Origin of the sequence: Bacillus halotolerans (genome assembly GCF_001517105.1) — a bacterium.
Taxonomy (GTDB): Bacteria; Bacillota; Bacilli; order Bacillales; family Bacillaceae; genus Bacillus; species Bacillus halotolerans.
The window spans coordinates 230153-257010 of the sequence record NZ_LPVF01000011.1 but is presented as its reverse complement, the minus strand read 5'-3'; the positions used below and the strand labels follow the sequence as shown (position 1 = coordinate 257010).

Sequence of the window (26858 nt, the reverse complement as noted above, 5' to 3'; positions counted from 1 at the left end):
AAAAACCCCTTGTCTCTGCTTGAGACAGGGGGTTTTTTACAGCTCGGTGAACCGTTCCTTTATCGGTGTGCGTTTTTTCACTTCCGGCATTTCATCAGGATAGCCTGTTTGTATGATCGCGGCGAAGCGCTCGTTATCCTGTAAACCGAAGGCTTGATGCACGTCTTTGTCATAGAGGATCTTTCCGCTTTTCCAAACCATGCCGATTCCTTTTTCCCAGGCAAGAAGCTGGAGGTTTTGAATCAATGAGCTGGTTGCCGCAAAATCATCATCTCGGGCTCTTTCGTTCTCATCTTCCTGAAATACAACGAGCAGAAATCCCGGCACACGGCTGAGTGTCTTTTTGAAGTTTTGGAGTTTTTCTTCCGTCATGTCCGGCTTTGATTTTTTAGAAAATGAAGCAAAGGTTTTAATCAAGCTTGCTTTTCCTGTTTCACTGGAAACGTAAATAAATCTCCAAGGCTCCGTCACTCTGTGATTTGGCGCATATTTTGCCGTTTCTAGCATGTCAAGGATGACAGCCGGAGGGACGGGATCTTGTTTAAATTTACGGATTGATCTTCTGCTGCGTATGATATTCCGCAGTGCTGAATCTTGATTTATCTGTTCGGCTTGAGGCATACCGCTTCACCCTTTCTATCCAATTGAAAATGATTATCAATCATAATCATAACGGAAAGTGCAGCTTTTTGTAAACCGTCAGCCATATTAGATTTCAAGAATCCGAGTTTCTGAGTAAACGGCAGTCCCTGTCATGTTCACTTTGATGTGATCGTTATCTCCATTTATTTCAATTTCCACTCTTCCGTCTTTCCCCATCTCCTGTCCTTGTTCAATGATGAATGTACGCTGCCCGGACCGGCCGTATTGCTGCATGTAAGCTCCCATTACACCGGATGCTGTGCCAGTCACGGGATCTTCTATTGTTCCTGAATACGGCGACGAAAAGTGGCGCCCGTGCAGGTCGCTGTCAGAGTGAATCGTTTCAAAGGTAAACGGATGCACTGAGGCTTTTGGCAGATCAACTAGAACATCCGGAAATTGTTTGTTATTCGGCACCATTTTTTTAGAGGCTTCTAATGATTTGAGCGGAACGATTGCAGTCCATATGCCTGTACTGCCAAAAACAATTGGAAGGTTCTCATGAAAGTCCTCCGCCGTAATCCCCAATGCGTCCGCGAGCTTTTCCCGGTCGCCCGTAAATGGTTTGAATGTCGGAGCAGCCTGTTCAAGTGTGATATGGATGCGACCCTCTTTTTCAGAAATGTTTGCTGGCAGGATACCGACTTTTGTCTGGATGCTGTACGTTTTACCAATCTCCAGCCTTCCTTTTTCACACAATGCGTATAGGGAAGCGACCGTCGCATGTCCGCATAAATTCATTTCGTGTCCAGGAGTGAAGTAACGGAGTTCAAGATCAGCCGCCTCGCTGTTCCGAATAAAGGAGGTTTCTGAATATCCTGCGATTTCAGCTATTCTCTGCATTTCTTCTTCTGTATAATGGTCCCCGTGCAATACCACACCCGCGGGGTTTCCTTTGCCGGGATTTTCCGTAAATGCTTCATATTTTAATACCTCTGCTTTCATTCGCCTGCCATCCTTTCTGCATCAATGTCTCTGTCAGTATAACAAAATATTAATGGGAATTTTCAGTCATTATTAAAAAACCCATTTTCTTTGCAGAGAAAATGGGTCCTTACATTCAGGAATTTCTTGTTTTATAGAGCAAATAAATAAAGTAGGGGGCGCCGATCGCCGCTGTAAAAACGCCTGCCGGCACTTCGACCGGGGCAAATAAGGTTCTGCCGATGATGTCTGCTCCTAATACGAGCAGAGCCCCGATCAGTGCAGATGCCGGGAGCAGCGCACCGTAAGACGAGCCGACGAGACGCCTTGCGATGTGCGGCGCCATCAGACCGACAAAACCAATCGTTCCGGCAACAGAAACCGCACAGCCCGTAAGAGCCGTACTCAGCAGAAGCAGGAAGAACCGGTTTCTTTGCACGGAGCTTCCCGCGCCTGCCGCAATATCTTCACCGAGCATCTGTATATTCATATTTTTAAGACAGATAAAACAAATGAATAAGAGAATGACAGACAGCAACACGGCTATTTTTACATGCTGCCAGTTAGATCCGTAGACCGAACCTGTTATGTATACATTGGCTTGGGACGCCCTGTAGATCGGTCCTTTGATCATGAGCAATGTGGTCATCGCTTGTGCAGACATTGAAAATCCGATTCCGATCAGCACCAGCCGAAACGTGGAGGCGCCATTTTTGTATGCGAGTAAATAAACGATAAGTCCAACAACTGATGCCCCGATAAATGCGGCAGCCGGAAGCCATGACAGACTGATCGTCAGTGAATCGCTTCGGTCTGAGAAGAACATCATGACAAGCACCACAGCCACAGCCGCTCCGCCCGTGATTCCGATAATATCCGGGGATGCGAGAGGGTTTCTGACCAGCCCCTGCAAAATTGCGCCTGCCGCAGCCAAGCAAACGCCGGCGCATACAGCTGTCAATATTCTTGGCATGCGGAACGACATCACCATCATTTCATCGAGCTTTGAACCTGCACCGAAAAATGTTTTGGCCACATCCCAAGGAGGAATGAACCGCTGTCCGAGACCGGCGCTTATGATGAACACAGCCGCTGTTAAACCGAGTAAAACAAAAAAGACAATCCATGCTTTCTTTTCAGCCGCTGTAATGCCAAAACGAAGTTTCATAGATTCGCCCCCCTTCTTGCGATGTAAACAAACACAGGCATGCCGATAATCGCCGTCATAACCCCGACAGGAACTTCCTGAGGCATAATGATATATCGTGCCCCGATGTCCGCGGCAACAAGTAAAATCGCACCCAACACAGCGGAAAACGGCAGAACCCAGCGATAATCATTGCCGATGATAAAGCGGGCAAAGTGCGGGATGATGATGCCGATAAAGGAAATCGGTCCGGCAATGGCGACAGCCGAACCGGCAAGCAGGACAATGCATAGTGCCATAGCGAATTTCAGCAGTCCCGTTTTTTGACCAAGTCCTTTGGCAACATCTTCTCCCATGACAAGAAGATTAATTTTTCGGCCGAGGAAACAGCTGATCAAAAGCGCCGCCGCGGCATATGGAAGCATTGTCATCAGCAAATCGAGACTCCTGCCCTGCACAGAGCCCGTCAGCCAAAATAGCACCTGAGCCAGCTCGAGTTCATTGACGGAAAGCATGCCTTGTGTCAGCGAAGAAAACATTGCCGCCATGGCTGCTCCAGCCAGCGTTAATTTGATCGGCGTGAGCCCTTCTCTTCCTAGCGAACCTGCGGCATAGACAATCGCGGCGGTAAAGGAAGCACCGAGAAACGAGCTCCATACAAGCGCTTGGGGTGATTGAATATGCAGAAAAAATGATCCGGCAACAATAAAAAAGCCGGCCCCTGCGTTGATTCCGAAAATCCCTGGTGATGCTAGCGGGTTTTTTGTCAGCGCCTGCATCAGAGCGCCGGCAGCCGCAAGGGAAGCGCCGACGACCGCGGCAACCAAGGCGCGCGGGAGCCTGACGTCTTTAATGATGACTTGCTCATTTGATCCGTTAAAAGATGTAAACGCTTGATAGACCTGTCCCCATGACGTACCGGTATAGCCGTATATGACACTTGCGCAGACAGCCGCCAGCAAAACGAAAAGCAGACATAATAACAAAATCCATTTCGAATAAGCCTTTTTGAAGATCATCATCCAATTCTCCTAGTGATTTACTATGTACCATTCTTCATGACTGCAGTAAATTGATTGTTTTTGAGAATCATCCTCAATTAATGATTGACACTCTCACCACTGCTTATTATGATCTAAATGATAATGAATTTCAATATTGGGAGGAAAAAGATGAAAAAGCACATCAGCATGCTATTTGTATTACTTATGGCCGTTATGGTGCTTTCTGCCTGTAATAGTTCAGAAAGTTCAAGTAACAGCGAGGGGTCAAGCAGCAAAACAAGAACGGTTAAACATGCAATGGGGACATCAGACAACATTCCAGCCCATCCAAAACGGATTGTCGTCTTAACAAATGAAGGAACAGAGGCGCTTTTAGCGCTTGGCATTAAACCCGTCGGGGCCGTGAAGTCATGGAAGGGCGACCCGTGGTATGACTACCTGAAAGACGATATGGAAGGTGTTAAAAACGTCGGGCTAGAAACTGAACCGAATGTGGAAGCCATCGCGGAATTAAAGCCTGATTTGATTATTGGAAATAAAGTGCGCCAAGAGAAGATTTATGATCAGTTAAATGCGATTGCGCCCACGGTTTTTGCTGAATCTTTAGCCGGGAACTGGAAGGATAACCTGACTCTTTATGCCGACGCGGTAAATAAGGCGGACAAAGGCAAAGAAGTCATTGCCGATTTTGATAAGCGCGTTGCCGATATGAAAGATAAGCTTGGCGATCAGACAAAGAAAACTGTGTCTGTTGTACGCTTTCTGTCCGGCGAGTCAAGAATCTATTATAAGGATTCATTCTCTGGCATTATTCTAGACCAGCTGGGTTTTAAACGTCCTGAAAAGCAAGTGGAGCTATTCAAGAAACAAAAGGACCAATTCACGTTCTCAACAGACAGCAAAGAATCCATTCCCGATATGGATGGCGATGTGCTTTTTTATTTCACTTATAAAGCCGATAATGCAAAAGATAATGAAAAATGGGCCAATCAGTGGACGAGCAGTTCACTATGGAAAAACCTCAAGGCTGTGAAATCAGGGAACGCCCATGAGGTCGATGACGTCGTGTGGACAACCGCAGGCGGAATCAAAGCCGCAAACTATCTGCTTGACGATATTGAAACGTATTTCTTAAAGTCTAAATAAAAAAGAACTCCGTCTGTTTAGACGGAGTCTTTTTTGCTTTTGCCGATCAGACGCGTGACGAGGAACATGGTGACAGAAAGAGATCTGTTTTTCCGATACGCCAAGTATTTTCCGCGCCATTCGGGTTTGTATTTTTCTTTAAATGCCCGGAGCCCGCTGAAACTGTACATGTACCGAACATTATTAAAAATGACAGCCGCGAAGCGTTCTGACCAGAAGGATGTAAAGGCTGTGCCGACATTGGCCAAGGGCGCCATACCCATGTTAAATGACGTGCACCCCTCCTCCTTCGCCCATAAAAACATGCGGATGAACAATGCATCCATAATACCGTTCGGGGCGTCGCTGCGATAGCGCATCAGATCGACCGAGATTTCGCCTTCCTGATACATTGGCATGATATTGGCGAAAGCGACAATGTCCCCTTCGGCATTTTTCATATAGGCGATCGGCGCTCTCTGTAAATATGACGGATCAAAGAACCCGAGCGAAAAGCCCTTCTCCTTTTTCGAGCCGAGCCATTCATCGGAGATTTGTTTGAGCTCTTCTAAAAACGCTTCTGAAAATGGAGGATGATCTACATGGAAAGTATATTCCTCCCGTTCAAACCGGTTATTGATCGCCCGCAGGCCGGCTTTTTTCTTCCCTGATATGGTAAACGTGTTTAAATCCACATAGGCTTCCTCGCCAAGTTTAAAAAAGTTATAGCCAAAATCGTGGTACAGCGCCATGTCCTCTCGTTCGATTTGATAGAACAGAACACTGAACCCCTTTTGATGTGCTTCGTTAAGAAATTCTTCGAGCACAAGCGGGAACGACCCCTTTTGGCCGGACGGATCGCCGAGCACGACCAGTCGTCTTGCGATTTTCCCAAACAGAAGCAATGCATTGCCGTCGCTAGAGAAATAAAAGCGCTTATCTCCCAGAAAGCCGAGATGGCTGAGCGCGTTGCCGCCTTTTTCATTCAAAAACTCAACAAGACGTTCTGGATTAGCTTTTTCCCCAATTGGTTTGGTTTTCTTATGATACACCACTGTAAAAATAAAGAAGAACAGCGGAACGGCAATGATTGCCATGATGGTCGCATGTGTAATATGGGAAGTGCTGTGGACGAAATATTCGTGGCGCAGCACCTTTTTCATCCGATCCCAGATGAAGCTTGCGATAATGTTATAGTTAAACAGCGCCACAGTAAACAGGGCCGCAGCGAAAATCATTTGCCCGAGCGTATAGGAAGCCTGTTCTCTGACAAATTGTTTTTTCAGCAGCACAAGCAAGACGATGATAATCGGCAATATGAATATTGCACTGATATTGAGCCCTTTTAAAAAGCTGAAAACAAATCCGCCGACAAGTGCTGTAATCGCCATTGTATAGGACCGTTTTGTCCGTTTATAAAGCTCGATCGGCAATATCAGCAAAATGAGCGCTGAGCTTAAGGACAGCCCGTTGAACAGCAAAAGGACCGGACGGGGAATGTGCGGAATGACTGTCAGCCGATCAATCGGCAGTGACACCGACGCAAGGACAATGAGACCGGCTACGAACACAATGAGTGAAAGCGATCCCTGTAAAATCCTCACTAACATGGCCCGCTGTACGACAAGCAGCACGTTTGTCGTTTCGATAGCCGGTGCAATTCGCGGGTTCGTTTCAAGCCGTTTCATCGTACTTTCGGTCAGATCGCCGGCAGCAAAGAACAGTCCCAAAACGAACGGGATAAATGAATAGACGAGCCGGTACAGCACAATCGACGTCACAATGGCTTCCTGATGGTAGCCAAGCTGCTCCATTCCGAGCAAAAACAAAAGGTCAAACGAGCCGAAGCCGCCCGGAACAAGACTGATCATGCCTCCGATTGCCGCAATCACAAATACCCCGAACACATACCTGATGTCAGCATGAATTCCCATAGCGAACAGAGACAGATAGATTACGATTCCAGCCATAAGCCATTCTGCAACGGAAGCGCCCATATAAGCGAAAATCGGATTTTTCACTTTGTCTGCGCCCTCTTCATCCCCTGCTTTGCGGCCTTTTCGTTTAGCCGCCGCCAAAGAGATCGGCACAATCAGCGCGAAGCCGATAACAACCGCCCACAGCCATGGTTTTTCATTGATGACTTCATCCACGGGCAGCAATCTTGCGACAACGAAAATGCTGAAAACTGAAAGGCCGAGCAGCATAGAAGATGTAAGCCAGGCAATTCCTTTCACCAGCGCTTTATGGTCTTTTGTATGCTCCTTATAAAACATCATTCTTAACCCGACTCCGGCTAACCCTCCGAAGCCAAGGACATTATTAAATGAATTGGCAATCCAGGATACTCTGAACACCTTTCCGTTTGTGATCGAAAGGCGCAGCGAATATTTAAGAACGTAATCATATAGTGACATGGCCGCAACAGCAAGCAGGCCGATGAGCACAAGAATGAATAAGTCGGTCCGCTCCAGCCCGTTGATTACCATAAGCGTTCGTTTGAATGACAGGTTTGTCAATTCTTTTTTCGACTGATAAAACACAAATAGTAAAACAGCAACAGGAAAAACGATTTTTAAAATTGATAAAGCATTTTTTTTAATCAGCAATGGTCTCTCCAATCATATACAGTTCGATATTTCTTTCCCCAATAATCTCCAACTCATTATACACTACCGCTATTTTTCGGACAAAGTCTCATCTGCGGTTTATGCTGACTTTCTTTCAGCGGTTAAAATCGAGTAATATGGTAAGAGGAGCGAATGACGAGGAAGTGATCAAATGGAATATAACTTACATGATACAACAGTATTAAACGAAAATATTCTTTCATCTGAGGAACGTGAAATTTGGGTGCTTTATATGAAAGTCTTAACATCTGCCGGGCTCGGTGATGTATCTGAGTGGATGAAGCTGGATATGAGCATGCCGCAAATGAAAGTGCTCATGCTTTTAAACAATCACGGAACGCTGAAGGTCAGTGACATTGCAGAGAAAATGGGGGCTTCCCTGTCAAATACAACCGGGCTGCTTGACCGCCTTGAGAAATCCGGCTTTGTTAAACGCTCACACTCTGAAGAGGACCGCCGTTCAGTGGTTGTTCATTTAACGGAGGATGCGAAAAATATTTTTCGCGGGCTTTATCAAAAGGGCCATATGAAATTGAAGCGTTCCTTGGAAATGCTGTCTCCCGATGAAAAGCAAGCTGTTTCCAAAGGGCTTTCTATTCTTTCCGGAGCGCTGGAGCAGGCTAAAAAAGAATAATGTCAGCGAAGTCTGTCCTCACGCAAACTGCGGAGGCAGACTTTTTTCATTTGACATTTGGTTCATTTTAAATGAATAATATATTCCGAGTGAAGTAAAAGGAGCTGATGAATATGCATAAGGCATTGGCAGATCAAAAAAGCCAAAAGTGGGCGATCAGCCTGTTTACCATCGGTGTGTTTATGGCTGCGCTGGATAACGGGATCATCTCCGCTGCGCTGACCACGATAAACGAATCGTTTGCCGTTTCTCCGTCTTGGGGTTCATGGGGCATTACGCTTTATACGCTCGGTCTCAGCGTCAGTGTGCCGATCGTCGGAAAGCTTTCCGACCGCTACGGCAGAAAAAAGCTGTTTCTTATTGAAGTCGGCCTTTTCGGGCTTGGTTCTTTGCTTGTCGCTTTAAGCCAAAGCTTTCCGCTATTTCTTATCTCACGGCTGATTCAGGCGCTTGGAGGCGGCGGGATTTTCATCATCGGAAGTTCTCACGTTCTTGCTACACTTCCAAAGGAAAAGCAAGGGAAGGCCCTTGGTTTGCTAGGGGCGATGAACGGGATGGCTGCTGTGCTCGGACCCAATATCGGAAGCTTTCTGCTTGATTGGACCGGGTCATGGCATTGGCTGTTTTTGATTAACCTGCCGATTGCAGTGCTGCTGGTTGTTTTCGGTGCATTTTTTATTGTGGAAACCAAAGCGCCGGAGGCCAAACGTCTCGACACGGCCGGAATTTTTCTTCTGTCCTTGTCAATTTTGGCTGTCATGTACGGCATGACAAACCTTGACGGGGCAAATCTCTTAAAAAGCCTGGGAGATCCTGAGGTTTATGGATGTATTGTTTTCGGTATTTTTTGTTTTGCGGCGCTCGTATGGTTTGAGAAGCGGATGGAAATGCGCGGGGGCGATCCCATTCTGGCGTATTCTTTACTTCGGAATCACATGTTTCAGCGAACGCTTATCATCGGTTTGCTATCCGGGGGCCTCTTGGCGGCGGTTATTTTTATTCCGTCATATGTTGAGCAATATTTAGGCGTTCCTGCCGCAAAAGCGGGCTATTGGATGACACCTCTTGCCTTAGCTTCCGGAATCGGCGCTTGGCTTGGCGGAGCGCTCACCGACAAAAAAGGACCGGTGAAAACTGTTGTGCTTTCAGGAATTATTTCATGTGCGGGATTTGCTTTATTTCCGCTTTGGGTGACGGAAAAATGGGAGTTTGTCATTGCAAGCGTGGCGGCCGGCATCGGTTTTGGCTTTCTGCTAGGCGCTCCGCTGAATGTTCTTGTATCAGAAGCAGCTAAAGCGAATAAGGGCACGGCGCTCGGCACGCTTTCATTAGTAAGGCAAATCGGACTGACATTGGCGCCTACTCTTTATGCAGGTTTTATCACAGCAGGGTTTGACCAAATCGGCGATGAAATCAGCAGTCGCTTATCAGACAGCGGACAGTCAGGGAAGGCTATGCAAATGATTCCCGAGATCGACAGTTCAGATGTTTCTTCTTTACAAGAACAGATCGAACGCATTCCTGTGCCTGAAGTCAAAACTGCGATAAGCGATGCCATTCATGCCAGTGTTGCCAGCGGCTATGATCATTTATATGCGGCGGCGGCTGTGATTTCTCTGCTGGTGGTTGCAGCAATCAGTCTCCCGGCTTTCCGCCGGCAAAAGCGTTAAGACCACCCCATCCGTTTGGAAAGCTCCGTAATATGAGCGATATGGTGATGTGAGTGCCAGACATACAGCCCGAGCGCGTTCTCTAGGGTAATGACCTCTTTTGTATCGGGATGGTAAAATCCGCGCTGAAATTGCTGATCTGTCAGAGTGCGAAGAAGAGCTGTCCATCTTCCGTGAAGCTCCTGCAAAAGCGCGAGTGAACCGCTCGGCTCCGCTGTTTTGGAGTCTTCAAGCTCCGACCATGCTTTTTCATCATACGGACGGATGGCCGGCGTCTCTTCTGTCAAGCTTAATTTAAAACGGATATAGCTATTCATATGACTGTCAGCCAGATGATGAACAACTTGCCGGACGGTCCATCCGCCGTCTCGGTACGGTGTATCAAGCTGGCTGTCCGTCATTCCTTCAACCGCTTGCTTCAGCTTAACCGGCACTTCCTCCAGCACTTGAATCCATTCTTCTTCCTGCTCGTTTGATATGAATTTCCTAGGTTTGTACTCTCCTATCGGATAGCTTAGATTGGCTGTTGACATGCGCATCTCCCTCCTGAATGCTTTATTCAATCTTTATTATTTTACAAGAAAACGATTGTTTATTGTGTTATTTTCCCATAAAATAAAAACGACACTAGTGTCACTTTTATAAACAGGAGGAGAAAACTATGGGTCAATCATTGTTTTGGAGAAATAAAGGGCTGATGACGCTGTTAGCCTCGCAAACGATTTCTTCCCTTGGCGACTGGCTGCACATTTTGGCCGTCTTAACATTAGCCGCCTTTCAGCTGGATGCTTCTTCACTGGATATGTCTTTTTTAATGATGTCATATGCACTGCCTGTCATTGTTCTCGGCCCCGTATCGGGTGTGCTTGCAGATCGATTTGACAGAAAAATGATCATGTTTCTGTCTGAAATCGGCCGCACCCTCACCGTTATCAGCTGTGTTTATGTCAGTGAGCTTTGGCAGCTTTACGTATTGCTCAGCCTTCAGAGCTGTTTTTCTTCATTGTTTTCACCTTCTAAAAACGGTAAGCTTAAGGAATTGACATCAGAAGCTTTTCTTCAGCAGGCCGTTTCTATCAGCAGCATCATCGATAACACTGCAAAAATTTTCGGTCCCGCGCTTGGCGGCATAATGGTCGCCGCAGTCTCCATTCATTCCGTTTTCTTCATCAACGCGGGCGCTTTTCTTCTATCTGCTGTCATTTTGTTTTTGCTTCCGAGAGATGCATTTCAGCAAACATCCAATACACCTCAAGACAAAACATCAGCACTTGCTTCTATAAAAGAAGGTTTTCTATTTATGAAACAGACACCTCTTCTATTGACGGGCTTGTTCACGGCTTGCTTTGTTCTCTTCATATTGCAGATAGGCGATTCACAGGCTATTATTCTCATCCGCTCTTTTCCCGGTGCGCCGCCCGAACTTGCAGGATGGTGCATGGCCGTAAGCGGGGCCGGCATGTTGCTGACGGCGGTCACTGTAGGGAAAAGGCGAATTTCCTCTTATCTGCTTTATTTCACACTAGGGGCTTGTCTGCTTGGAATAGCAACTGGATGTGTGCCATTTCTGGGAGGCCTCGGAATTGTCGGCACAGCACTTTTTATCTTCGCTTTTTTCATCATGGGAGCAGCTTTCGGGCTCGTTCATATCCCGTTTCAAATTCTTGTTCAGACGTCCGTGCCTGTTGATTATAGCGGCAGAGTGTTTGGCGCTATTCAGAGCATGACGACTCTCGCCTCCATTCTCGGCATGGCGGGCGGGGGCGTGCTGGCCGAATTGATCGGCGTATCTCTTGCTTTTCTGATCTGTGGCTGCTTGCTGATTGCGGCCGGGTTGACTACACTTATAGGTAAGAAAATGGCAGAAAGCAGGCGATATTTTGTCACCGAAAGTAACAAAGGAGCACAAAGATAAACGGCAAGCGGAGATTTTAGAAGCCGCCAAAACCGTTTTTAAACGAAAAGGATTTGAATTAACGACAATGAAGGACGTTGTGGAAGAATCGAGCTTCAGCAGAGGCGGCGTCTATCTTTATTTTTCCAGTACAGAAGAGATGTTTCGCCGCATCATTGAGGCCGACCTCGATGAAGGGCTCCGAAAGCTGGATGAATCAGCTGAAAATCGAAGTGTCTGGGAGACTATTACCAGCTACCTCGATGGACTGACTGAAGGCCTGCGTGGAGCGGCGGATACATTGGCGCCGGTACAATTTGAATATTTGGTGACGGCTTGGCGCAATGAAGAACGGCGCGAGTATTTGGAGAAGCGTTATGATCTTTTTGTGACAAGGTTTTCGAAGCTTTTGCAAAAAGGAATCGATCAAGGGGAATTTCAACCGCTGCAGCCTCTGGCGACGATTACTAAGTTTTTTCTTAATGTGAACGATGGCATCATCCAGAACGCGCTTTATTTCAATGAAGATAAAGCTGATGTATCAGGAATGGCTGAAGCAGCTAAACTGTATTTAAAAACAGTTTTGCAAGTGAATGAAACATAAAAATCACGGCAGGAACGTTTCTCCTGCCGTGATTTTTCAGCCTGCGTGGTCTCGCACTTCCATTTTTACTTTTCGCCTCTTCGGCTGATAGATTTTCCCTACAAACAAATATCCATATTTAAACTTGTTCAGTGCCCAGGATGTCAGGATCGGGCCCGCTGTGCAGACGGCAAACAGCAAGAAAACGGCCGGCACGGCGGGAATGTCTGGCACATTTAACAGCAAAACATAGCCAATGATCATAAAATAAGCGTGCAGCAGATAAATCGAAAAGGAATAGTTACTGATAAACATAATGATTTTCGGCACCTGCTTTATGTTAGAAAACAGGTGAAAGCACAGGAAAATCATACTTGTTGAATAAAGCATGATGTCAGGCCGCTTTGAGCTAATCATGCCGACCTCTCCGAAATAAGAAACAGCCACAACCAACGCGGCGGACCCGACCGCAGCGCCGTATACCACCCAGCGGTATTGATTCAGCAGCGCTAAAAACCGCTTGTACTCTTTTCCGCAGTAATAAGCGAGACAAAAGTAGAAAAGCCAGCCTGCAAACGGAACCCAGAAGAACGGAAATGAACCGCCTTGTTCAGAAGCGGGTGCCGGACTGACTGCTGAGAAATAGCCCAAATAAGCGGCTGTCACCACAAACGAAACAAACAGCACCCATTTTGGCGATGCTTTTTTCAAATACTCATGAAAGAGCATGTGCAGGATGTAAAATTGGAAGATGACAAGAATGAAATATCCGATAAAGTTTCCTAAAAATACGTTTTCCAGATATTTCTGCACAAACGCCAGAAAAGTCAGCTTTCCCCCCATTGCACTGGCCATCAGCAAGGCATCAATGGCTGCGATAAACAAAAAGGGAATAAAAATCACTTTTCCTCTCTTCTTCAAAAATCCCTCCGGCACCCCGTCAGGATAAGAACGCGCCAGCAAAAACTCAGAGATAAAAATGAAAGCAGGCGTGCTGAACATCAGGAGTGTGCGCAAAGAATCAACCGTGTGAGAAATATCAGCAAGTGCTTCCGCCTGAAGCATCAGAACCATTGAAATGATATGGAGCAGAACGACACTTAAGCACGAAATGCAACGGATCATAAAAATTTCTTTAATTTGCATAACAGCGCTCCTTTATTTCAAATTTTTAAAAATCGATGGTTGTACCATAACACACCTGCTTCAATTGAAAAAAGTGCCTGATTTCTTATCTTTCAGTATGCACGAACGACTAAGACCCATAAAAACCCATAACTTTTTGACATACCGCCCTCAGCCATTTGTCCCGTGCAGCCGGGCTGCTATGCTTGACGCGCGGGTACAGTGTCCTGTTCACTTTTTTGATTCCGCAAAATTGCAAAATGCCTTTTTGATAGTAATCTAATCCGCGATTTGCCTCGGCATCCACGAGTGAAATTACCCAAAAAGCCGGCGTTGCGGAAGGGACCATTTGTCATGAAGGCGGCGGCTCCCGCATTAGCGAAAAGCTTCAAACAAAGAAGGATTAGAGCAGGATTATCCGTTATATGAAGTATTCATTCCGGAAGTGCTGAATAACTGTATTAGAACTTACAAAAAGGTCAGTTTTCGTTCCGACTTTCTGCTCTTTTCAACCTGTCAGAAAACAAAAAACCTGCTGTAACTGAACAGCAGGTTTTAACATAGCGCATATCTTGAAGCATTAGTTCGTATTTAGTCCCCCGCCATTCAATCCTTCTTTGATATAGGTGTTGACCTGGCTATTAGAAAGCAATCCAATATGTCCAATGCCATACAGCTGGATGTTTCTGGCTCCTTGTAACCGAGACAAGCTATTGATTACAATTTGATCATTGAGACTGTAAATAGATGTATAGAGGATCTTTTGATTAGGATCTGTACCCGGCAGCGCAACAGATGACACTAAACCATTAGCCCCTCCGAGCGTGACAACATTTTGAATCTTATTTCCCCCGCCTAAATATTTAATATAGTACAGCGTATTGGCGCCTCCCATACTATGAGCCACGATATCTACTTTCTTAGCTCCTGTTTCTTCTAAAACGCGATCAATATATGCTGCAAGCTGCGGGCCGTTATTTAAGTTATTCCCTGTTTTATCATAAAAATCAATTGCATACAGTTTATTGCTTTGCCAGCCCTGAGAGATTAAGTAATTTTTAATAGCAAAAAAATTGTATGATGCACCGCTAATCCCATGAACAAGAACAACAGGGTTATGTGCTGTTTCCGCCTTTGCACTTGAAGGCGGAGCTGCTAGAATAGACAAAATCATTGATAGACAAATAGATGATGCAATAAGTAATCTTTTCATTTTCCGTTTCTCCTCAATCATGTATTTACCAGAATGATTATACAGTTAAATTTAAACTTGGTAAATATAAACTTATCAGAATCTTCAATTTCATTATTATTTTGATGAAAGCATAAATTTTTCTATTGGCAGTTGTCTTCCATACACTCGAAAGAAACTTGAAAGGACTATAAGCGTAAGGGGACATGCGGTTGTGTTCCCAGTCTCCCTTTCCTATAATATAGGGAACAGATGAAAGCTAGACATGAGAATAGATGGCATTCACTATTTTGTATAAGAATTCACATTTGTTTTTTTGCCGGTATAAGAGAAAAGAACGATCCGATTTTGCGGCGGCAGGGCATTTAAAAGTTTCTTTTTTGCAAAAACAGCCATAGACACGGAGGACAGCATGCGAGTATTAAAATACGCCATATTAGGACTTTTACGAAAAGGCGAATTGAGCGGATATGATATTACAAGTTATTTCAAAGCGGAGCTCGGCCAGTTTTGGAGCGCCAAGCACAGCCAGATTTATCCGGAGCTGAAAAAGCTGACAGATGAAGGCTTTATCACATTCCGGACAACGATTCAGGGCACAAAACTTGAGAAAAAAATGTATACCTTGACTGACAGCGGAAAACAGGAGCTTCACGTGTGGCTGACCCGCCACCACCCTATTCCGGAAACAGTGAAGGATGAATTTATGCTGAAGGCTTATTTCATTTCTTCTCTGTCACGCCAGGAGGCAGCCGACTTGTTTACAGACCAGCTGCTGAAGCGCAAGGAGAAGCTAGCTGATCTGCAAGGAAGTTATGAAAAGCTAATGGCCTCAGCGGAGCCGATGCCGATGTCGTTTTCTTCACCGGATTTCGGCCACTATCTGGTACTGACAAAAGCGCTGGAACGGGAGAAGAATTACGTATCCTGGCTGGAGCATATTTTAGCCATGATACAAGAGGATACCCAGGAGCGGCCTTAAGGCTGCTCCGCTACTCTTATGCAGGAGGACGTCAAATGAATGTGACATTGAATGAATTAATGGGCAAACAGATCCGAGTGGTGCCGATGGACAGGAGCCATATTCAAGGTTTATATGAAGCGGCAAATGATGAAAGAATTTGGACCCATTTGCCGAAAACGATTGAAACCGCATATGATATGGAGGACTTTGTTGAGGAAGCATTGCATCATAAAAAATCCGGAGCAGAATTTCCTTTTGTGATGTTTCATCGTGAAACCGGCAAAATCGTCGGCACGACTCGTTTTCTGTATATGTCGCCTGACAGCAGAAGCCTGGAGATCGGCTGGACGTGGTTTCATCCTTCGGTATGGGGCACAGCCGTCAATACTGAGTGCAAATATTTACTTTTACAGTATTGCTTTGAACAGATGAACACCATTCGGGTGCAGTTTAAAACAGATGAACGGAATATCAGATCCCAAAAGGCGATAGAACGATTGGGAGCAGTGAAAGAAGGAATATTACGAAACCAAATGATCAGAAAAGACGGAACATTTCGTCATTCCGTCTTTTACAGTATTATCGAAAGTGACTGGCCGTCCGTCAAACAACACTTGGAACAAAGACTGAACCTGACAGAACACACGATATAATGATAAAAGCATCTGCCCGGAGGCGGATGCTTTTACGTTCGGAGCGCTTTAAGCCCCGCTGTGAAGGTCACGGCGGCAAAAGCAAGCAAGATGCCGCAAATGCCGAGTATATCCGTAATGGTTGCCCCGTTAGCGATAATGTCTGTCAGTCCGCTCATCGCCCACTTTTGCGGGAGAAAGTCAGCAATGGACTGCATCAGCTTCGGCTCAATTTCTATCGGCCAATACATTCCGCTCACCATACACGTCGCAATAACGAACAAGTTGCCGAAAGCAAGCTGCTGCTCTGGTGTTCTGACATTGGCAGCAATCATCAGCCCGATGCCCACGACTGCAAACAGAAAAAAGGATACTAACACGATCAGTGCAGCCGGATTGCCCCAGCTGATTCCGAACAGCCAATGGGATGCGAGAAGCAGCATTCCAAATTGGATCCAGCCTATCACAAAGAACGACAGCACATACCCCGCTCCGATTTCCGCGCGGCTGACAGACGCGGTGAGCAGTCTCGGCCAGACGCCATTTTTCCGCGCTTCTAATATCGTGCCCGCTGCCCCCATCATTGTCAGCATCACAAACAGAATGGAAAAGCCTGCAGCTCGTGAAGCTGTGTCACTTACGCCCTTGCCTTCTTTTTTATCATTAAGAGATTCCCGTTTTACAGCTGGGGCGCTATCTCCATGATCTTTGGCGATTACCGTTTTATAAGCCGATTTCCAGCTTTCCCCCGCCGCCTCGGCCGCAGTTTTTGCCGCGGTTACCTGAATGTTGAGCTTTGCCAGCTTGCTTTCGGCATACTGTTTAGCGACTGGCGCCTCTGTCAGCTCTGGACCGTGGCTGAAGACCAGCTCCGGCTTCTCTCCTTTTTCCAGCTTCTCTTGGAAAGTGCGGGAAAGGATGATGACTCCGGCAATTTTCTTTTGTTTCAGTTTTTCTGAAGCTTTGCTTTTAGTCATCGTTTGAAATGTATACATATCATCATGTTGCTTGAGCTCCCGAATATAATGCTGTGAAAGAAGCGTGTCATCCTGATCGACGATCGCAAGCCGCACCTTATCATCATTTCCGCCGAGCATACCGCCGAATACAAAGGTCAGCAGCAGCGGGGCAGCGAACATCATTAAATAGTTCTGCGGCTTCTTAAAAATGAGAGAAAGCTCAACGCCGCAAATGGCTATGATTTTTTTCACCGTGTTTTACCTCCTTATCTTGTGTGAAGCCTTCTGATGCCAACAGCCAGTGAACAAAGACCGATTGCCGCAAAAAGAAGGACCGGCGTCTGAAGTTCAGCCCAGCCTCCCCCCTCCATTAAGGAAAGAAAGCCCTCGAGCGCCCATCGATTTGGCACCGCCTTTGAAACAGATTGCAGAAAATCCGGAAATTGATAAAACGGAAGCATAGAACCGCCGAGAACGGCAAGCACCTGAATGCCAAAACCCCCCAAAACATCTGCTGACTTCATATCGCTGATGCACGAAGCAAGAAGCATTGAAATGCCGGATACAGCTGCTGCGTAGGAAAGCCCCAGCACGCACACAAACAAGAGATTGTCTCCCCAGTCCACCTCAAATACATTGATGGTCACAATAAGAAAAATGAAAAATTGTATAATGGCAAACAAATAGGTTCCGAGCCACTTCCCGAAGAGAATGGCGTATTTTTGTGCAGGCGTCATCAGCAGTCTGGCAAGGGTTTCTGTTTCCTTTTCCAGCAAAAATGATTTCGCGCCGACCGTCATATGAAACAGCATAAACATGCAAAGCATTGCCGCCGAATAGTATTGAAAACTGGTAACTTCTTTTGTGCCGACTGATTTCTCCGTAACAGCAAGCCTGGCACCCGCTTCTTTTTCAAGCGTCTTAGCAAGATTTTCTGCAATGAAGGCAGGATTGAGCTTTCCTTGTTTTACAGCTTCCGTCTTGGTGACATATTCCATCGAGGCGGATGCCGCTTCTCGAACCGCCTTGTATTGATCTATAAAAGACACTGCAGCCGTTTCTATGATAGAGCTTTTTAATTCCTGATCAGTGCCAGCATAAACAGCGGCCGGTTTCTTGCCGGATCCCCAATGTGCCGGGACGGCAATTCCGACATCAATTTTCTTTTCCGCCAGCAGCTTTTTCATTTCCTTTTTACTGCTCGCTTCTGTGACCTTGATTATCTTCATTTTTTCAAGTACATCTGTTTTAAACATCTTCGACGCGCCTGACTGATCAGACTGGACATAGCCGACTTTGATTTCATCAATCTCGCTGCCTCCGCCAAGGATTGATCCAAGAGCGGCCCCTAATATGGCTGTTAAGATCAGCGGCATTAAGATAAGCATCATAAACCCTTTTTTGTCCGTGATTCTGATTTTGACATCTTTCCATGCGATCCATATTGCTTTTTTCATCGCCGTCCCTCCTAATCCCGCAATGTGCGGCCTGTCAGATTCAGAAACAGCCGTTCCAGATTCGGTTCGTGAACCTGAAGAGACAGGAGATTCGTTTGATGGGCAGCGGCTTCCGTGAGCAGGCTGGTGACTACTTTCTCATGGTGCGCCGCAGCAACCTCAATTTTGAGCTCTGATTCACTCACTGTTACATCATTCACATAGGCAAGCGAGCGGACATCAGAAAGAAATCCTTCATCTGCCCCGCTGACAGTCATCTGGATGATCGTGTCTCCTCCAAGACGGCTGCACAAGTCGTTTTTTGTGCCGATCGCAATCATTTCTCCCTGATCAATAATGCCGATCCGGTCACATAAATACTCGACCTCTTCCATGTAATGACTCGTATAGATCACAGTCATGCCTGTTTCGTTGAGCTGTTTGACTGTTTCTAAAATATGATTTCTCGATTGGGGGTCAATGCCGACGGTCGGTTCATCCATGATAAGCAGCTCAGGCTTATGCATAAGGGCGGCGCCGATGTTAATTCTCCGTTTCATTCCGCCTGAGAAGGTTTCGATTTTATCTTTAGCCCGCTCAGTAAGCCCTACATATTCAAGGACTTCTGCCGATCTTTTTTTGGCCTCTCCATGCGTGAGTCCATACATTTTCCCCCAGAATACGAGATTTTCTTGAGCCGTCAGTGTCGGGTACAGGGCGATTTCCTGCGGGACGATGCCGATTTTTTGTTTGGCTTTGTTCGTGTCTTTACCGATAGCATACCCGCCGACTGTAATCTCCCCTCCGTCAAGCGGCACAAGTCCGGAAATCATAGAAATGGTTGTGGACTTCCCCGCTCCGTTCGGTCCGAGCAGTCCGAACGACTCACCCTTTTTCAAGGAAAAAGAGATTCCTTTGACAATTGTTTTTTTTCCGTATGCCTTTTTGATATTTTCTGCTTGAAGCACGCTGTTTCACTCCTTTTTTTATCCCATTGCCATTGTAGAAGAGATTGAGGGGTGAAACATGTGGCGCCGGATAGAACATCGGGCATAAAAAAAAGGCCTGTGACAGGCCTTTTCAGGGCAACGCATATGCCAAACGTCATCTATCAAAAGACAGATACGCCATGTCTGACGGAATAAATGGCGGCTTGGGTTCTGTCTCTGACCGACAGTTTGCTGATAATGTTTGACACGTGATTTTTCACTGTTCCTTCTGTAATGTACAGCTTTTCGGCAATTTCTTTATTGTTCAGTCCGTACCCGAGCTCAGTCAGCACTTCCATTTCACGCTCGGTCAGGTCGAGCAGTTCCTTCGGTTTTTCTTTCTCTTCCGTTCCTTTCAGCTGTTTTTCCCGTTTCCATTCATTCAGCATTTGGGCTGTGAGTTCCGGCGGGAGCACCATTCCTCCTGATTGAACAGTCATCACCGCTTTCACAATCGTATCGGCAGACATGTCCTTTAACAGGTACCCGCTTGCCCCTTCTTCAAGCGCTTCGGCAATCAGCTCTGAATCTTTAAAGGTCGTCAGCATCAGCACCTTTACGCCCGGCAGCGAGCTGGTGATCAATTTTGTTCCCTCCACCCCGGTGGACACCGGCATGCGGATGTCCATCAATACGATATCCGGTTCCAGCTCTTTCGCCTTTTCAAAGGCTTCCTGTCCGTTTCGCGCCGTGGCGATGACATCGAGCTCTTGCCGGAGCTGAAGCAGAGACGCCAGCCCTTCTCTGACGATATCCTGATCGTCGGTAATGATGATTTTAATCATGATAAACTCTCCTTTTGCTGTGCGGGCCCAAAGCTCCATTTTTTATTGGTCAAAGAAAATTCCGCCATCACGGTAAATCCTTGATCCCGCTCGCTTTCAAAACGGATCATCCCGCCATGTTCGGCCGCCCGCTTTTTCATATTCAAGAGACCAAATCCCAGCGCGGCCTCAGGATTTCCTTTTCCGTCATCCTTAATCAAAAGACTGACTGTTTCCGGTGAACACGTGAGCTGAATCGAGCAGGCAGTGGCGCCGCCGTGACGTTTTGCATTGGTCAGCGCCTCCTGCACCGTTCTGATCACAGTCGGATGCAGAGACAGCGGGACCAGCGCAGGATCGCCGCTGACCGTCAGTTCAGATGTGACGCCCGCATTTTTGTAAAAGTCTTCTGTCAGTTGTTTCAGCGATTCAATGAATGAGGGATCGTTCTCCGTTTGCAGGGTTCGGACTGATAAGCGGATATCGCCGAGTGCTTCACGGGCGAGCGTTTTACAGACGCCGACTGTCTCATCTGCTTTTCGGCTGTCTCTTTTTTGCCATTCACGCAGAAGCTGCAGCTGGACAAGAAGCGCCGTCATTTTGTGCCCTACTGTATCGTGGATGTCCCGTGCCATTCTGTTCCGCTCGTGAATGGCGGTGAGTTCTTCGACCTGCTTCGCATATAAATGCAGCTCCTGGTGTGCTGCTGACAGCGCACGATGCGAATCTGTCAGTTCCTGAAACTGCTGTTTTGCCGTTTCTTGTGCTTCAAGAAGTTTGCGGATTAATTTGCCGACGACTCCGCAGAACACCACAAATGTCATGCTGGTGATGTGATCCATGACATATTCATTGCCGGCTAGCAGATATGTACGTATGAGGACAATTGAAAACAAAATTGAGCAAAGACATAACAGAAACCATGCCATTTTTCTATTGAACCCGCGCAGAAAAAATGCGACAGCTACCGGGCATAGCATAATAATGAACAAACCATTGCCGGGAAACATGAATCCGAACGAAAAGCCGACCGTAAGATCAATCAGACAAAACCAGACGTCATACTTCTCTGTTTTCAGCAAAAAATGATTGGCTGCATACATGGCAGCTCCTAACGCGATAAATAGATATTCAAACCAGTTATCATCCTTTACAAGGGACAGATACATCGAACAGCTCACCATCAAGGTGAATATTCTTGTAAATAAAAGAGCTTTCACGCTCATCACTCCTATAAGCAATTCCTTTCTTATCATACCTGCCTCCTGTTATTTTTTACAGGGTTTCTGGAAAATAAAAACCGCATATGAACTTTATGTCATATGCGGCGCTTCCACTTATTTATTAGAATAATGGATGTAAAATGAGGCATCATTTTGCTCTATTTAAAGCGATTGTGCCCGATACAAGATGGTTTCAAACGCCCCTAACAGGTTGGTTCTCTTACCATAACAAGGCGGACAGAAATAAAAATCCCCCTGCCGTTTTTTACGGCAAAGGGATGATGACAGTTAAATCACAAATTTGATATGTGCTCCGGAGACAGGGTCTTTCACAAGAAAATGGTTTTCCGTTTCTTCAAGCGAATATCCAGCGTTTTTGACTCGATCCGCTACACATTTGAGTTCCTCCTGATGAGGCAGGACAACGGTGTAATAGTCGAGCCCGCTCGCATTTGCCGGCTTAGGCGGCGCATGTTTCCCAGCCCAGATGTTTAAGCCGATATGGTGGTGATAGCCTCCGGCTGAAATGAAGAGAGCAGACATGCCCGCATAGTCTCCGACAATGTCAAAGCCCAGCACATCTGTGTAAAACGCTTTTGCTTCTTTCAGATCACTGACATGCAGATGAATGTGCCCGATGACCGTACCGTTTGGAAGTGTTGTTTTCCGCTCTTCTCCGGCCTCTTCCAAAAGGCCCTCGATGTCGACAGCAGTTGTTGTCATGACGTAGTTTCCTTCACGATCCCGCTGCCAAGTGCTGCGGGGGCGGTCAGCGTACATTTCAATTCCGTTTCCGTCCGGATCAGAGAGATAGAGCGCCTCGCTGACAGCGTGGTCTCCCTGTCCGAGGGCAATCCCGTTTTCAATCAAACGGGCGAGCGCGATACCAAGTTCCTTTCTGTTGGGAAGCAGAATCGCAAAGTGATACAGACCCGTTACCGTGCGTTCAGGCAAGACGACAGCGCTCGGATTTTCTTCCAGAATAAGCAGGGGGCGTTTTCCGTCAGCCGTTAATTCAGCTTGGCGGTCCGTCTTTTTCAAGACTTGAAAGCCGATCACGTTGCAGTAAAACTGAAGGGAACGCTCCAGACTGCGGATTGTGAGTTTGACATAGCCAATGGTTGTATCCTCATGAATGCTGGTCATGCTGTATGCCTCTTTTCTTATGCTGATACGTTTCCGTTCTTTTTTGCTTTAAACACGAATGGGTCCAGTGCCAGGAATCTGCTTCCAGTAAGCGCCAGGTGAATGGATGTCAAAAGCAGAAGGTAATCAAATTCCGCATTGCCCATGAATGGCGCTTTTAGCTTCACTGTGATGATGGCGCCGATCAATGTGAGAGCAAACAGAACACCTACAATACGTGTAGCCAATCCGAAAAAGACGAGCACTCCGCCAACGAGTTCAATCGCTGCGATGACATACGCCATAAAGCTTGGAAGGCCTATGCTGCCGAAAAATTGGATCGTGCCCTCCATTGCCTGAAACTTTGATAAACCGTGAACAAAAAAGATAATACCTGTGATGACTCTTAAAAGTAATGTGCCAATTTCAAATGATTTATTCATTTTTATCCTCCTTGATAAATGTTATCACTTACTTAATGTAAGCTAGTATATATACATAACTTGTTTACGTCAAGTAATTTCGTTACATTTTACGAAATTGAAATAAAAGTACTATAAATCTGTAACAAAAAAGACCTTTGTACAGGCCAAAGGTCTTTTTCTTTATTTCTGAAATTGGCTTTCGTATAAGTCACTGTAAAATCCTTTTTGGCGTATCAGCTCATCATGGCTGCCTTTTTCAATCATTTCGCCGTCTTTTAATACGACAATCTGATCCGCTCTTTGAATGGTATTCAGCCTGTGGGCAATGATGACGCTCGTTCTCCCCTCCATTAAACGGGCAAGTGCTTCTTGGATTTTCACTTCTGTAACGGTATCAATGTTGCTTGTCGCTTCATCCAAGATGAGCAGAACCGGATCGGCCAGTACGGCTCTTGCTATGGAGATCAATTGTTTCTGTCCTTGACTGATGCCCGAGCCGTTTTGCGTCAGCACTGTATCATATCCTTTTGGCATCCGCTCAATAAAGCTGTGGGCATTCGCTGTTTTTGCAGCGGCCTCGACTTCCTGATCGGAGGCATCGAGCCTGCCGTAGCGGATATTTTCTCTGATCGTGCCTTGGAACAAGAACGAATCCTGAAGCACAAACCCCATGTTTTTTCTCAGGCTGGCCCTTGTCAGCTTTTTAATATCAATCCCGTCAATTAAAATGCTCCCCTCATTGGGCTCATAAAAACGGGCAAGCAGATTGGTAACAGTGGTTTTTCCCGCTCCCGTCGGGCCGACAAAGGCGATTGACTGTCCGGCCGGCACTGTGAATTGGAGGTGTTTCAGTGTCTGATTGTTTTCCTCGTAGCCGAAGGAAACATTTCGGAATTCAATGCTGCCTGTTTGTATCGGCTGATGCAGGGCTTTCTTTTCATCCTCACGCTCCTCTTTTTCATCCAGTACGTCAAACACCCGTTCAGCGCCGGCAATAGCGGACAGCATCGTATTAAACTGATTGGCCAGATCATTTAATGGACGGGTGAACTGTCTTGAGTACTCGGCAAAGACAACGATGGTGCCGATGGATATCCAGCCTTTCAGCGCAAACAGTCCGCCGATTGCAGCAATGATCGTAAAGCTTAAATTGTTTAAAGAGTTCATCACTTTCGGGATAAAGCCGGAAATCGTCTGTGCCCAGAAGCCTGAAGTCTTGAGTGCTGCGTTTTTTTCCAGAAACTCAGCTGTAATCTGGTCTTCCCGTGAATACGCTTTGATGACCTTTGCGCCTGAAATGCTTTCTTCAATATATCCGTTCAGCTCGCCAAGATTTTTTTGCTGTTCTTTAAACAGTTTTCCCGTACGGTTTGTAATCCATTTCAGACTCACCGCCATTACCGGAATGATCGTCAGCGTGATCACAGTAAGCAGCGGACTCATATACAGCATGACGGCAATCGTTCCGACGAAGGTGATGACACTCGACAGAATTTGAATCACAGACGTATTTAAAGTGGAGCTGACATTTTCGATGTCATTGGTCACCCGGCTCATCAGTTCGCCATGCCGCTGTTTATCAAAAAACGGGATCGGCAGCTCATGCAGATGGGTGAACAGCTCGCTTCGCACTCTAAAGACAGTGCCTTGCGAAATCGTGATCATCCAATAGTTTTGAAACCATAGTGATAAAGATTGAATGAGATATATGCCAAGCAGAATGAGCAGAACGGGAATAAGCCCGCGGACCGTCTGGCCGACGATGAAATGGTCGATAGCCTTTCCGATCACAAAGGGGCCGAGGAGCCCGAATATCGCGCTGATTACGACCATCAGCATAACGAGTATGAGCAGCCCTTTTCGTTCTGCCAGGTAAGACCAGATTCGTCTCAGGGTGCCTTTTGTATCCTTTGCTTTCGCTCTTTTTTTGGCGCGTTCTTTTTTATCGATTGGGATTTTGGGATATTGGAAAGGCTTGCGGATGTCTTTCAGCACGATTCGCTCCCCTCCCTTCCGAATTGCGACTCGTAAATGCGTTTGTATAAATGTGAGTCAGAAAGCAGCTGGCTGTGTGTGCCTTTTTCTATCAGCTCTCCATCCTCGAGCAGCAAGATTTCATCAGCTTTCATGGCCGTTGTTATTTTTTGTGTAATGATTAAGGTTGTGCACTCATATGTGCTGATGGCCTCAAGCAGCTTCGCTTCCGTTTGCAGGTCAAGCGCGCTTGTGCTGTCATCCAAAAGAAGGATGGACGGTTTTCTGATCAGCGCCCTTGCAATAGAAATCCGCTGCTTTTGGCCGCCGGACAAATTGACGCCTCTTTGTCCCAGGACGGTATCATATCCCTTCGGAAGCTTCATGATCGTTTCATGGATTTGCGCGTGTTTGGCCGCTTCCATTATTTCATCAAGTGAAGCATTTTCTTTGCCCCAAGCAATATTTTCTTTGATAGTGCCTGAGAACAAGAGCACTTCCTGAGGCACAAATCCAATTTGCTTGCGAAGGCCCTCCGCCGGAAAGTCATCAATAGGCTTTTCATCTATGTAAATGCTGCCCGAATCGGGCTGATAAAGCCGCGGAATGAGCTGAAAAAGCGTCGATTTCCCTGATCCCGTCGCCCCGAGAATCGCGATCGTTTCTTTCGGCTTTGCGGAAAATGTGACATGCCGCAGCGCTTCTCTGTCCATATCCGGATATCGGAAGGACACATCCTGAAAGTCAATTCGGCCTGACAAGCGAGCTGAGAGTAATCCTTCCTCCTGCCCGTCACCTTCTGTTTCAAGCACTTCGCCGATTCTGTCGCCTGAGGCTTTTGCCCGGGTGAAAATCATAATCAAAAACGGGAACATAGAAAGCGCACCCGTAATTCGTGTCGCATAGTTAATAACCGCAACGACATCGCCGACCTGAGAACCTCCGCTTGTGATGCCGCGAGCTCCCGCCCATAAAATAAAAAGAATGCAGAGGTTCATCAGCAGCATCAGCACAGGCATCGTAAATTCTACAAGCTGAAATGCCGAGACCGTTTTTTGCATCAGCATCGTGTTTGCTTTGATAAATCTCTTGACCTCATGGCTTCCGCGCAGCAGCGCTTTAATCAGCTTGATCGCGGTTAAATTCTCCTGCATGATCGTATTCACGTGATCCAGCCGTTTCTGCACAGACCGGAACAGCGCCCCGCCCTTTTTCAGTACCCAAAGCAAAAACAAAATCAGGATCGGAATCGTCACAAGAAGAAAAAAGCCGAGCTTCACATTAACAGCGAGTGACAGCGCAATGCCGCCCACAATCATTAGCGGCGCACGCAGCATAAACCTCAGACTCATAAAAATCAGGTTTTGCACCTGTGTCACATCGTTTGTCAGCCTTGTCATATAGGATGAGGACGAAAACTGTCCAAATGTTGAATAAGAGAAGGACTGTATTTTTTGAAAAAGCCCTTTTCTCGTGTCATAGGAAAAGCTTTGGCTCACATGGGCAGCGTAAAAGGAATTCAGCATCCCCGCCGCAAATGATAAAATGGTCAGACCGATCATGACCGCACCCCATATCCAAACGTGCCGCATGTCTTGCTTCATAATCCCATCGTCGATGATTTTTGCGATCAATAGAGGCTGTACCAGTTCAACCGCGAGTTCCGTCAGCATGAGAATCAGCGCAATTCCCACCAGAAGTGAGTATGGTTTCAAATATGATAAAGCCTTTGACATGTAAAAGCCTCCAAATCCCTTATACTCGATTGTCTCTTTCTTTACTTTACTATGATGGTCT

24 protein-coding genes are annotated in these 26858 nt (G+C 46.4%); 7 read left to right on the top strand and 17 right to left on the bottom strand.

The genetic code is table 11. From position 1 onward, the window contains the following. Nucleotides 1-36 precede the first annotated feature (36 nt). The 4 genes from AU387_RS14980 to AU387_RS14965 form a co-directional block, all read right to left on the bottom strand. Complete coding sequence (locus AU387_RS14980) at nt 37-621, bottom strand: nitroreductase family protein (RefSeq protein ID WP_059291608.1); 585 nt, start codon at nt 619-621, stop codon at nt 37-39. Nucleotides 622-708: 87 nt separating this feature from the next. Next, complete coding sequence (locus AU387_RS14975; protein WP_059336057.1) at nt 709-1587, bottom strand: PhzF family phenazine biosynthesis isomerase; 879 nt, start codon at nt 1585-1587, stop codon at nt 709-711. Nucleotides 1588-1702: 115 nt separating this feature from the next. Then, on the bottom strand, nt 1703-2734 hold the full coding sequence (locus AU387_RS14970; RefSeq protein ID WP_024120642.1) for a FecCD family ABC transporter permease: 1032 nt from the start codon (nt 2732-2734) through the stop codon (nt 1703-1705). Beyond that, nucleotides 2731-3732, bottom strand: coding sequence for a FecCD family ABC transporter permease (locus AU387_RS14965; protein ID WP_059336056.1), 1002 nt, complete (start codon nt 3730-3732; stop codon nt 2731-2733). The genes AU387_RS14970 and AU387_RS14965 overlap by 4 nt, the downstream gene beginning before the upstream one ends. A 153-nt stretch (nt 3733-3885) precedes the next feature. Between AU387_RS14965 and AU387_RS14960 the strand changes: the two genes are divergently transcribed. Beyond that, entirely contained in the window at nt 3886-4863 is a 978-nt protein-coding gene (locus tag AU387_RS14960) for an ABC transporter substrate-binding protein (RefSeq protein WP_044163716.1), read from the top strand. Between the two features lie 17 nt (nt 4864-4880). Here AU387_RS14960 and mprF read toward each other — a convergent pair whose 3' ends face one another. Continuing rightward, on the bottom strand, nt 4881-7451 hold the full coding sequence (gene mprF, locus AU387_RS14955; protein WP_059336055.1) for a bifunctional lysylphosphatidylglycerol flippase/synthetase MprF: 2571 nt from the start codon (nt 7449-7451) through the stop codon (nt 4881-4883). A gap of 172 nt (nt 7452-7623) precedes the next feature. On the opposite strand from mprF, the gene AU387_RS14950 reads away from it, so the two are divergent. Further along, the gene (locus AU387_RS14950) at nt 7624-8106 is read left to right on the top strand and encodes a MarR family transcriptional regulator (RefSeq protein ID WP_044163712.1); all 483 of its coding nucleotides are present in this window, start codon (nt 7624-7626) and stop codon (nt 8104-8106) included. Nucleotides 8107-8219: 113 nt separating this feature from the next. Next, complete coding sequence (locus tag AU387_RS14945) at nt 8220-9776, top strand: MFS transporter (RefSeq protein ID WP_059291613.1); 1557 nt, start codon at nt 8220-8222, stop codon at nt 9774-9776. On the opposite strand, the gene bstA is transcribed toward AU387_RS14945, so the two are convergent. Then, a complete protein-coding gene (gene bstA, locus AU387_RS14940) occupies nt 9773-10309 on the bottom strand; it encodes a bacillithiol transferase BstA (RefSeq protein WP_059336054.1) in 537 nt (178 codons plus the stop codon). The two genes, AU387_RS14945 and bstA, sit on opposite strands and share 4 nt — an antisense overlap. 128 nt (nt 10310-10437) lie before the next feature. Here bstA and AU387_RS14935 point away from each other — a divergent pair, with 128 nt between their 5' ends. Both AU387_RS14935 and AU387_RS14930 read left to right on the top strand, forming a co-directional pair. Then, nucleotides 10438-11691, top strand: a complete 1254-nt coding sequence (locus tag AU387_RS14935; RefSeq protein WP_059336053.1) for an MFS transporter — start codon at nt 10438-10440, stop codon at nt 11689-11691. Then, nucleotides 11657-12274, top strand: coding sequence for a TetR/AcrR family transcriptional regulator (locus AU387_RS14930; RefSeq protein WP_044163704.1), 618 nt, complete (start codon nt 11657-11659; stop codon nt 12272-12274). The genes AU387_RS14935 and AU387_RS14930 overlap by 35 nt, the downstream gene beginning before the upstream one ends. Before the next feature lie 36 nt (nt 12275-12310). Here AU387_RS14930 and AU387_RS14925 read toward each other — a convergent pair whose 3' ends face one another. Together AU387_RS14925 and estB are read right to left on the bottom strand one after the other, a co-directional pair. Further along, entirely contained in the window at nt 12311-13399 is a 1089-nt protein-coding gene (locus AU387_RS14925) for an acyltransferase family protein (RefSeq protein WP_059336052.1), read from the bottom strand. A gap of 559 nt (nt 13400-13958) precedes the next feature. Next, nucleotides 13959-14591 (bottom strand): esterase EstB, encoded by a 633-nt coding sequence (gene estB / locus AU387_RS14915; RefSeq protein ID WP_059336050.1) that lies wholly within the window; start codon nt 14589-14591, stop codon nt 13959-13961. A gap of 391 nt (nt 14592-14982) precedes the next feature. Here estB and AU387_RS14910 point away from each other — a divergent pair, with 391 nt between their 5' ends. Together AU387_RS14910 and AU387_RS14905 are read left to right on the top strand one after the other, a co-directional pair. Then, the gene (locus AU387_RS14910) at nt 14983-15552 is read left to right on the top strand and encodes a PadR family transcriptional regulator (protein WP_059336049.1); all 570 of its coding nucleotides are present in this window, start codon (nt 14983-14985) and stop codon (nt 15550-15552) included. Between the two features lie 35 nt (nt 15553-15587). Further along, nucleotides 15588-16187, top strand: a complete 600-nt coding sequence (locus AU387_RS14905) for a GNAT family N-acetyltransferase (RefSeq protein WP_059336048.1) — start codon at nt 15588-15590, stop codon at nt 16185-16187. A 32-nt stretch (nt 16188-16219) separates the two neighbouring features. Here AU387_RS14905 and lnrN read toward each other — a convergent pair whose 3' ends face one another. The 9 genes from lnrN to AU387_RS14860 all read right to left on the bottom strand — a co-directional run bounded on the left by lnrN (nt 16220) and on the right by AU387_RS14860 (nt 26797). Next, complete coding sequence (gene lnrN, locus AU387_RS14900) at nt 16220-17377, bottom strand: linearmycin resistance permease LnrN (RefSeq protein ID WP_059336047.1); 1158 nt, start codon at nt 17375-17377, stop codon at nt 16220-16222. A 14-nt stretch (nt 17378-17391) separates the two neighbouring features. Continuing rightward, nucleotides 17392-18582 (bottom strand): linearmycin resistance permease LnrM, encoded by a 1191-nt coding sequence (gene lnrM, locus AU387_RS14895; protein ID WP_059336046.1) that lies wholly within the window; start codon nt 18580-18582, stop codon nt 17392-17394. Between the two features lie 11 nt (nt 18583-18593). Next, nucleotides 18594-19529: an ABC transporter ATP-binding protein gene (locus AU387_RS14890; protein ID WP_059336045.1), complete on the bottom strand. Its 936-nt coding sequence runs from the start codon at nt 19527-19529 to the stop codon at nt 18594-18596. A gap of 143 nt (nt 19530-19672) precedes the next feature. Continuing rightward, nucleotides 19673-20335: a two-component system response regulator LnrK gene (gene lnrK / locus AU387_RS14885; protein WP_059291621.1), complete on the bottom strand. Its 663-nt coding sequence runs from the start codon at nt 20333-20335 to the stop codon at nt 19673-19675. Beyond that, entirely contained in the window at nt 20332-21534 is a 1203-nt protein-coding gene (locus tag AU387_RS14880; protein ID WP_082687927.1) for a sensor histidine kinase, read from the bottom strand. Before AU387_RS14880 ends, lnrK begins: the two co-directional genes overlap by 4 nt. Nucleotides 21535-21825: 291 nt before the next feature. Continuing rightward, complete coding sequence (gene catE / locus AU387_RS14875; protein WP_059336044.1) at nt 21826-22683, bottom strand: catechol 2,3-dioxygenase; 858 nt, start codon at nt 22681-22683, stop codon at nt 21826-21828. 17 nt (nt 22684-22700) lie between these two features. Then, complete coding sequence (gene catD / locus AU387_RS14870) at nt 22701-23105, bottom strand: DoxX family oxidoreductase CatD (protein ID WP_044163684.1); 405 nt, start codon at nt 23103-23105, stop codon at nt 22701-22703. Nucleotides 23106-23267: 162 nt separating this feature from the next. Further along, a complete protein-coding gene (locus tag AU387_RS14865) occupies nt 23268-25082 on the bottom strand; it encodes an ABC transporter ATP-binding protein (protein WP_059336043.1) in 1815 nt (604 codons plus the stop codon). Further along, nucleotides 25076-26797 carry an ABC transporter ATP-binding protein gene (locus AU387_RS14860; RefSeq protein ID WP_059336042.1) on the bottom strand — a complete coding sequence of 574 codons (1722 nt, stop codon included), beginning with the start codon at nt 26795-26797 and terminating at the stop codon, nt 25076-25078. The genes AU387_RS14865 and AU387_RS14860 overlap by 7 nt, the downstream gene beginning before the upstream one ends. Between the last annotated feature and the right edge of the window lie 61 nt (nt 26798-26858).

Coding starts and splice junctions, on each gene's coding strand:
- AU387_RS14965 (WP_059336056.1), bottom strand. CDS start 3,732: ATGATCTTCAAAAAGGCTTATTCGAAATGGATTTTGTTATTATGTCTG.
- AU387_RS14950 (WP_044163712.1), top strand. CDS start 7,624: ATGGAATATAACTTACATGATACAACAGTATTAAACGAAAATATTCTT.
- catD (WP_044163684.1), bottom strand. CDS start 23,105: ATGAATAAATCATTTGAAATTGGCACATTACTTTTAAGAGTCATCACA.
- catE (WP_059336044.1), bottom strand. CDS start 22,683: ATGACCAGCATTCATGAGGATACAACCATTGGCTATGTCAAACTCACA.
- AU387_RS14860 (WP_059336042.1), bottom strand. CDS start 26,797: ATGTCAAAGGCTTTATCATATTTGAAACCATACTCACTTCTGGTGGGA.
- AU387_RS14925 (WP_059336052.1), bottom strand. CDS start 13,399: ATGCAAATTAAAGAAATTTTTATGATCCGTTGCATTTCGTGCTTAAGT.
- AU387_RS14980 (WP_059291608.1), bottom strand. CDS start 621: ATGCCTCAAGCCGAACAGATAAATCAAGATTCAGCACTGCGGAATATC.
- AU387_RS14910 (WP_059336049.1), top strand. CDS start 14,983: ATGCGAGTATTAAAATACGCCATATTAGGACTTTTACGAAAAGGCGAA.
- AU387_RS14960 (WP_044163716.1), top strand. CDS start 3,886: ATGAAAAAGCACATCAGCATGCTATTTGTATTACTTATGGCCGTTATG.
- bstA (WP_059336054.1), bottom strand. CDS start 10,309: ATGTCAACAGCCAATCTAAGCTATCCGATAGGAGAGTACAAACCTAGG.
- AU387_RS14935 (WP_059336053.1), top strand. CDS start 10,438: ATGGGTCAATCATTGTTTTGGAGAAATAAAGGGCTGATGACGCTGTTA.
- AU387_RS14905 (WP_059336048.1), top strand. CDS start 15,588: ATGAATGTGACATTGAATGAATTAATGGGCAAACAGATCCGAGTGGTG.
- estB (WP_059336050.1), bottom strand. CDS start 14,591: ATGAAAAGATTACTTATTGCATCATCTATTTGTCTATCAATGATTTTG.
- lnrK (WP_059291621.1), bottom strand. CDS start 20,335: ATGATTAAAATCATCATTACCGACGATCAGGATATCGTCAGAGAAGGG.
- AU387_RS14975 (WP_059336057.1), bottom strand. CDS start 1,587: ATGAAAGCAGAGGTATTAAAATATGAAGCATTTACGGAAAATCCCGGC.
- AU387_RS14970 (WP_024120642.1), bottom strand. CDS start 2,734: ATGAAACTTCGTTTTGGCATTACAGCGGCTGAAAAGAAAGCATGGATT.
- AU387_RS14945 (WP_059291613.1), top strand. CDS start 8,220: ATGCATAAGGCATTGGCAGATCAAAAAAGCCAAAAGTGGGCGATCAGC.
- lnrM (WP_059336046.1), bottom strand. CDS start 18,582: ATGAAAAAAGCAATATGGATCGCATGGAAAGATGTCAAAATCAGAATC.